Raw genomic sequence first — 6347 nt, 5'->3', positions numbered from 1 at the left:
GGGCAGAAGTCCCATCCATACCCCTCGTCTAGGTCTTCTGAGCACTCGCTGCAAACTTGCGTCTCGTCTTCTATTACTTGATGGCATGTTGGGTCGATTAAGTTGGCTAGACGAGTGAACAGCTCGCTGTATTCGCGCTTGTGCACATCTCCAAAAACAGACTTCATGACGTACCAAACGGGGTTAGCGTCACCAAAATCAAAGCCATTCACATACTGTCTCAGCTTCTCCGCAACCTTACGGCGCTCCTCAGGTGTAATGTCACTCATCGTTATCACCTAGATGCTCTAGTTGGGTAGCGATGTCATCCAATTCATCGTAAGCCCATACGGTCGTACTATCGTCATTCATGACATTTTTAATTCGCTCAACAAGTACCCCAATCGTTACAGGCTGTTTGTGAGTTACGTAATGCGCCAATACCGTTGCGTAAACTGGTTCTGAACCATTTGACAAGAAAATATTTGTATACTCAAAGAGTGTTTTGTACCCTGTGACTTTATACTCATCGCCGTCGCTATCGTACACCGTGTCACCAATGCGGATAACCTCGCCGTCTTTGTCCACTGGCAACTCAAGCATGTTTGACGTGTCGCAGAGTTCAAAGATAACCCTGGCTATCACACAAAGCTCTCTAACCTGGTCATTTTCGATTAGTTCTTCTTCCCCTGTAAGAGCCTTAAAGAGTGTTGAGTTGGTAATGTAAAAAGTGCCCCTCAACCTATCAGCGATTGCTGTACGTTCTTCTTTAGTCAGCATTGCAAGCCTCTTTCTCTTTGTCTTTGATCCATACGGCTAAAGCTCCAACAAGTCCATATGCGATTAAGGCATATCTAAAAGCCATCAGATATGCCACATTGTGCGGCTCAAAAATGCCCAGGCAGTCAGCTGTGAAGTAGACCAACAAGGGCAGCAAAGCCACAAGAATTATTCTTTTGTTCATGGGTTATTCCTTAGAATGCAAGCCGTATAGGCTTAAGAGAATCCGTCTATTTATGAGCCATCGTTTACCGGCTTTCTTGGCATACACCTCCCCTCGAGCGCACATCTTGCGCATCGTGGAGACCGGGATGCCTAATAATTGAGAAGCCTGTTCAACGGTTATAAGCTCAGTGTTTCGCAAGCTCTCCATAAGAGCTAATCAATGAGTGGAGCTGTACAGTAAGCATTAACGCACCAGTCAAAGCCTTTCTGCGTCATCCTGGCATAAGGCTCATTTGATTTGCCGTCTCGACGAGTGCTCATGATCTGTACAAATCTGCCTGTCTCAATTCCTCGCTTGGTTGGAGCGTTGCTCCCCTGGCAAATCATTCCATCGGCACGGAGAAGCGCAAAGAGACGTTTGCGATTCATGAGCGGGTCGTATTGTGCTAGATAACGTGCAGCGTCTGTGATTGTCATCGTGCCCTTGACATTGATAACCGTGTCATACACGCCAGCTTTTGGTGCGAGCTCGTCAATTCTGACACCCTGCTCAATGATTGTCGTATCCTTCTCATAGAGCTGACGTTGTTGTTCTTTTAGCTGTGCATCCTTACGCTGGATAGCTTCGTTTGCGACTAGGACCGCACGAGCGAGAAGGTCTTCGTTGCTCTCAGAGCCGTCTGTAGCAATGTAGCCACCAGAGCGTCGGATGGATGGAAGAATTTCATGCGTGACCCAGCGCTTAAACTCCCGAGCTTCTGGCTTTCGACTGCGCAAAACGAGATTGTAAAGACCAGCTTCAGAAACGATGAGCGGGTTTCGTCCGCCAGCAACCCCAATAGTATTGGGGTTCGTTTCGTCAACTTCATCATCGTCTAAAATTCTGCGAATTGTATCGGTTCTGATCTCTAAAACATCACAAACATCTTTAGCGACAAACCAAGGCTCACCATCAGATCCTTTGAGGGCTCTTAGCTCACCAAACTGTTGAGAGCTAAAAACCTGTATACTTGTATCGTCCATTTCAACTCCTTAAAGTTTTGGACACGCTCTCCCACGTTGCCGCGTGAGGAGGGCACTTTTATCTTGTTAATAAATAAGTCCCGCAAAGCAAAGAGCAAACACTGCTACACACAAACCAACGACGCTTGTCATCTTTGAGCAAGCAAAAATGCAGTAAACTGAAAACATAAGTGATAGAACAGAAACCAAGCATGAAAGCATGCGAATTGGATGTTTTCTAATGGATGATTTAAGATTCCTACAAAAAGTAGCTACTTTTTCTAATGACATTTTGCCCACCTTTTTAAGGCTTCATTTGCTTCTTGATCCGTTTCAAAACTACCAAGAAACCAAAGATTTCCATTGTCTTCCCTGGCGTAATACACATCGTTAAAACAACTCTTTATGAGTGATGCTTTCTTAATACGCGATATTGTTGTGTGGGGCGGTTTGGCCTTTTCTGGTTCGAGCTTATGCTCGACTTTTGGCTCCCAGTGGTATGACCACGCTGAGCCAGTATTTTGAGGTATTGGCATAATCTACCAACCAACTAACTTGTTAGGACTAATATCTAAAGCCGTGGCAAGTTTAATGACAGTACGAAGCTCAGTTTCCTCTTCAGACTGAATGCCTCTTTCTAGTTTGCCAATGGTCGCAACAGCAACGCCTGCACGATCTGCAAGGTCTTTTTGAGTCAAACGTTTGCGTGCGCGGCAAACTCTAATATTTTCAGCAAGTTTGATGACCGTCATATATCTCCTTTCTTACAAAAGATAAATAGAAACTATGTGGAATTACCACTATCTGGTTTTCAAAGTTCATAATGTCCTTAATTTGGACAATTTATAGTGTAGGGACAAAATTTGGATAGTCAAGAAGTTTTTTCCAATATTTGGATTTTTTTGTAAAATAGTGTAATATCTCCAGTTAAAGGAGGTAATTCTAATGTCCGCTTACAATTTGCAGCTACGCTCTATTAGAAAGTCAAAGGGTTTAACAATAGGTCAGCTAGCAGATCTAATTGGTTCAACACAAAAAATAGTTGGCAATTGGGAACGTGGCACAACGGAAATAACGCTTGGTGACGCCCTACGCGTATGTAAAGCACTTGACTGCTCTATTGATGAGCTCGCAGGATGGGAAACCAATGATTCAATAAAAGCAAAAGAGGAAGCATACACCGCAGCAACTAAAAAGATACAAGAAGCAGTTGATATTATGCGTAATGGTGCTTAGTAATTGTTCAGTTCTCAAGGAACGCACGTTCCAATTTAGTGTTAATACCGGACAAAAACTGAGTCTGATATATAAAAGTTTGAAGGAATTGTGAAAGGGTTTGGGAAATGGCTGTTTATGCTGAAAGAACTCTTGTTGTTTACAAATTTATGTTCAACAAGAGAAGGCACCCTGATGAAGTCTGTAGCATATACGATTTAGATGGGTCAGACATCCTTACGCACTTCTCAAAATTTCTCAATTCCAGAATCACTCCAAAATTAGAAAATGAAAACGTTAAAGTTTTTAAATTTCATAAGATTGAAATTGCTTCGGAAAAATATATTCTCGCATCAATTGAATCTGGCCTTGCTGGCGAAGATCGTGTTATCTACGAGCCGTCTACTGATAAAAATGTAGGAAACATTAACGCCGAACAAGCGGCATTAGTCGGAACTCGCGTTTATTTATCCGTTGAAAACACAGGTGATACATATGCAATCCTTTGCGTTGAACATGCTTTATCATCTGCTGGAGATACCATTGTTCCACGAGAATTTGCGAACTACCTAAGACAAGCCGCTCCACACGTAACTATGAAATATGAAGCAGTTACAGAAAAAGAAGCAGAAGACGCATTTAAATCTGTCGAGCAAATTTCTATCAAACATTACATCAAACAAAATGACATATCTGAAAGCTTAATTAAAGAAAGCGACTATGTCATGTTGACGTATGGACATAAAAAGAACAGACCATTTCCAATGGAGATACTCGACGCGATTAGATCTATTGACTCAAGAAGAAAAACATTGGTCGGATATGAAGAAAGTCTTTTTGACGACGAGGACACTGTTGTTGAGGTCCAAATAAAAAATAACGTTGGACGAACAAAGAAATTCAAATTGAATGATGATTTTGATATGAGAATCGTTGAGCTATTGAACTGCAATGGTGATAGACCTTTAAGTGATGATGAATTTGTTAAAAGATGCGCAGAAAAGGTAGAAGACATTTCAAACAGATTAGGACGCTCAATATTGTAGAATAGTTACAACAAAGAACGAATGTTCGACATGAGGAGGAGAAATGAGCAAAATTAGTTTATGTTATGTGGCCAAAAACTATATTGCATCACTCCACCAAGGTGACGAAAAGAAGATATCTAAATTTGACGTTTTTTGTCAGATTATTACACCAATTATCATCGCTGTTGTAATTACCATCAACGCAGATAAGCTACATAGCTCTCTCGATGAAGCTCTTCAGGGACTCCTAACATGGGTATCAATTACCTCTTCGTTAATTTTCGCCGTCGTTGTAATGGTTTACCAGCTCAGGATGCAATTAATCGCACAAAAAGAAATTAAACCTGAAGGAAGAGAGTTAAAAGTAATTGATGAGATTTTTTATTGTACTCTTTGGGCTGTCGTTGCAGGGTTCACCTCGGCAGCATTTATAGTTGTAAAGCCACTTGTATCAACATACAACACATTGATAGGGGATCTATTCGCAGGTTTAGCAATTGCCCTTTCATTAAATCTTGTTCTTGTAACTTGCATGACAATAAAACGAATTGGAATAACCTACGAAGTTATTTCAAAACGTTGGAGTAAAAAAGAGGGGCAATAAGCCCCTCTTTTTATATCGCTCGACGTAGCTGCAGAACTTCCGCACCATCTTTATGCACATCATTGAGGGCTTCTCCGATAACCCTGCCAGCTCTTTGAATCTGCTGCATGTCTGTATCCGCATAACGCATCGTCATATTAATGTCACTATGTCCAAGAATATCTTGAGCACTCTTGATATCCATGGTCCTGACTGCAATCGTTGCATACGTGTGACGTAGATCGTGAAAGACTGGTCTTCTCCCCTGCGTGCCTAGAAGCCCCCATTCTTCCGAGTGTCTCTTCCACCAAGCTGTGACTCGCTCTGGCCTGAGATACTCTCCTGAGAAGTCTCCAAGGACATACATTTCTTCATTAAACGCAATTCCCATCAACATACAGTCCTCGATGTATTTAGAACGCCATTGCTTAAGAATGTCTACGAGTGGTGCTGGGACAGGTACCGTTCTGGTTTTACCGTTCTTTAAGCCTTTAATGTAGGTCTTACCGCCATCATACGAAATAGCGCGGCATAGGTGTGCTGTGACGTCCTCAGCTTTGAGCTTTATATCCTTCCACTGAAGCCCGCAGCACTCCTCACGTCTCATACCAGTAAAGTACGCCAAATACGTTGCAATAACCATGGGAGAAAGCTCTAGAGCAGCAAGCATAACTTGAAGCTTCTTGCGGGAAGGTTCGTCCAAAGGATTTGGCGTCGCAAGCTGGCCCCTAGGAGCCTTGATTGACGCACAGGGGTCATATTGCAGATCTCTAATCGCCACGGCATGGCGTGTACATTGTCTTAGGCCATTAAACGCCTTCTTAATGGTGTTTGCTGAGTAGTTGGAGTCATAAAGCCAGGACACATACATCTCAACGTCTGTAATAGTAAGGTCCTGTAAGCGTTTCTCACCAAAGAAGAGATCTATGTATCGAATACTATTCTTGTAAGACGTATAGGTGCGGCGTTCTATTTGCTGCGTGGCCACAAGGCTCTTAAAGTAATTGAGACAGTATGTGTACGCCGAACAATCAAGCCTTGTTGCTTGACTCTGTTCAACAACTTCAACAAACCCCGCATCCTTAACCCATTTCTCAGCCTCGAGCATGGCGGTCTTTTTTCCTCGACCAGATTTATCCGATGGAGCACTCAAAGAGTGGTGCTTCTCATGAATAAGTCCATCTGCTCCACGATACCTCACCCTTGCTTGCCAAACCTTGCCACGCAATCTGACTGAGATATTCATGCCATTTCTCCTTAACGTGCAACAAGTTGGTTGGAGGCGCTGCCTCCAAACTGCCTCCAAACTGTATGGATTGTTTTACTATACACACCGGACAAAAACTTGTTTTTGCAGGTTGTAACAGCACTTATTGAGCGTAACGAAACATAATGAGCGGTAAAAAACATAACTTCTAAACCGCAGGTCGCGCGTTCGAATCGCGCAGGAGGCACCAAAAACTCCAGGTAGATGGCTTGCCGTCTACCTTTTTTGTTAAAATTTTTATCGGCTGCCTCCATTTTGCCTCCAAACTGTATGGCTACTGTAAAAGTAGAATACCTGTTCGAATAAAAGTTTTAACTATTTAGATAGG

11 protein-coding genes are annotated in these 6347 nt (G+C 42.6%); 3 read left to right on the top strand and 8 right to left on the bottom strand.

Translation table 11 applies throughout. The features are described 5' to 3' along the window. The 6 genes from RWJ43_RS05620 to RWJ43_RS05600 all read right to left on the bottom strand — a co-directional run. Positions 1–269, bottom strand: a 269-nt coding sequence (locus RWJ43_RS05620) for a CRISPR-associated endonuclease Cas2 (RefSeq protein ID WP_314008814.1), incomplete at its 3' end; no start/stop codon positions are given. Then, positions 262–759, bottom strand: coding sequence for a hypothetical protein (locus tag RWJ43_RS05615; protein WP_314008812.1), 498 nt, complete (start codon positions 757–759; stop codon positions 262–264). The genes RWJ43_RS05620 and RWJ43_RS05615, both read right to left, overlap by 8 nt. Then, a complete protein-coding gene (locus RWJ43_RS05610; RefSeq protein ID WP_314008809.1) occupies positions 749–943 on the bottom strand; it encodes a hypothetical protein in 195 nt (64 codons plus the stop codon). The genes RWJ43_RS05615 and RWJ43_RS05610 overlap by 11 nt, the downstream gene beginning before the upstream one ends. A 3-nt stretch (positions 944–946) precedes the next feature. After that, positions 947–1132 carry a helix-turn-helix domain-containing protein gene (locus tag RWJ43_RS06705; protein WP_375712291.1) on the bottom strand — a complete coding sequence of 62 codons (186 nt, stop codon included), beginning with the start codon at positions 1130–1132 and terminating at the stop codon, positions 947–949. Positions 1133–1137: 5 nt separating this feature from the next. Further along, positions 1138–1947, bottom strand: coding sequence for a BRO family protein (locus RWJ43_RS05605; protein ID WP_314008806.1), 810 nt, complete (start codon positions 1945–1947; stop codon positions 1138–1140). A gap of 518 nt (positions 1948–2465) precedes the next feature. Further along, complete coding sequence (locus tag RWJ43_RS05600; RefSeq protein ID WP_314008804.1) at positions 2466–2678, bottom strand: helix-turn-helix domain-containing protein; 213 nt, start codon at positions 2676–2678, stop codon at positions 2466–2468. A 193-nt stretch (positions 2679–2871) separates the two neighbouring features. Here RWJ43_RS05600 and RWJ43_RS05595 point away from each other — a divergent pair, with 193 nt between their 5' ends. From RWJ43_RS05595 to RWJ43_RS05585, 3 genes are all read left to right on the top strand, one after another. Beyond that, complete coding sequence (locus tag RWJ43_RS05595; protein WP_314008802.1) at positions 2872–3162, top strand: helix-turn-helix domain-containing protein; 291 nt, start codon at positions 2872–2874, stop codon at positions 3160–3162. A gap of 107 nt (positions 3163–3269) precedes the next feature. Beyond that, on the top strand, positions 3270–4187 hold the full coding sequence (locus RWJ43_RS05590; protein ID WP_314008800.1) for a hypothetical protein: 918 nt from the start codon (positions 3270–3272) through the stop codon (positions 4185–4187). Positions 4188–4230: 43 nt separating this feature from the next. After that, a complete protein-coding gene (locus RWJ43_RS05585) occupies positions 4231–4773 on the top strand; it encodes a hypothetical protein (RefSeq protein ID WP_314008797.1) in 543 nt (180 codons plus the stop codon). Positions 4774–4783: 10 nt separating this feature from the next. On the opposite strand, the gene RWJ43_RS05580 is transcribed toward RWJ43_RS05585, so the two are convergent. Both RWJ43_RS05580 and RWJ43_RS05575 read right to left on the bottom strand, forming a co-directional pair. After that, complete coding sequence (locus RWJ43_RS05580; protein WP_314008794.1) at positions 4784–5998, bottom strand: tyrosine-type recombinase/integrase; 1215 nt, start codon at positions 5996–5998, stop codon at positions 4784–4786. 11 nt (positions 5999–6009) lie between these two features. After that, positions 6010–6273, bottom strand: coding sequence for a hypothetical protein (locus RWJ43_RS05575; protein ID WP_314008791.1), 264 nt, complete (start codon positions 6271–6273; stop codon positions 6010–6012). Positions 6274–6347: the final 74 nt, after the last annotated feature.

It is taken from the genome of Lancefieldella parvula, assembly GCF_963530955.1.
Taxonomy (GTDB): domain Bacteria; phylum Actinomycetota; class Coriobacteriia; order Coriobacteriales; family Atopobiaceae; genus Lancefieldella; species Lancefieldella parvula_A.
Note: the sequence above shows the minus strand (reverse complement) of the source record. Positions and strands in the feature narration are given on the sequence as shown.

What these genes read in the sequence shown, in the direction of transcription:
- RWJ43_RS05615 (WP_314008812.1), bottom strand. Translation starts at nt 759, where the DNA reads ATGCTGACTAAAGAAGAACGTACAGCAATCGCTGATAGGTTGAGGGGC.
- RWJ43_RS05610 (WP_314008809.1), bottom strand. Translation starts at nt 943, where the DNA reads ATGAACAAAAGAATAATTCTTGTGGCTTTGCTGCCCTTGTTGGTCTAC.
- RWJ43_RS06705 (WP_375712291.1), bottom strand. Translation starts at nt 1,132, where the DNA reads ATGGAGAGCTTGCGAAACACTGAGCTTATAACCGTTGAACAGGCTTCT.
- RWJ43_RS05605 (WP_314008806.1), bottom strand. Translation starts at nt 1,947, where the DNA reads ATGGACGATACAAGTATACAGGTTTTTAGCTCTCAACAGTTTGGTGAG.
- RWJ43_RS05600 (WP_314008804.1), bottom strand. Translation starts at nt 2,678, where the DNA reads ATGACGGTCATCAAACTTGCTGAAAATATTAGAGTTTGCCGCGCACGC.
- RWJ43_RS05595 (WP_314008802.1), top strand. Translation starts at nt 2,872, where the DNA reads ATGTCCGCTTACAATTTGCAGCTACGCTCTATTAGAAAGTCAAAGGGT.
- RWJ43_RS05590 (WP_314008800.1), top strand. Translation starts at nt 3,270, where the DNA reads ATGGCTGTTTATGCTGAAAGAACTCTTGTTGTTTACAAATTTATGTTC.
- RWJ43_RS05585 (WP_314008797.1), top strand. Translation starts at nt 4,231, where the DNA reads ATGAGCAAAATTAGTTTATGTTATGTGGCCAAAAACTATATTGCATCA.
- RWJ43_RS05580 (WP_314008794.1), bottom strand. Translation starts at nt 5,998, where the DNA reads ATGAATATCTCAGTCAGATTGCGTGGCAAGGTTTGGCAAGCAAGGGTG.
- RWJ43_RS05575 (WP_314008791.1), bottom strand. Translation starts at nt 6,273, where the DNA reads ATGGAGGCAGCCGATAAAAATTTTAACAAAAAAGGTAGACGGCAAGCC.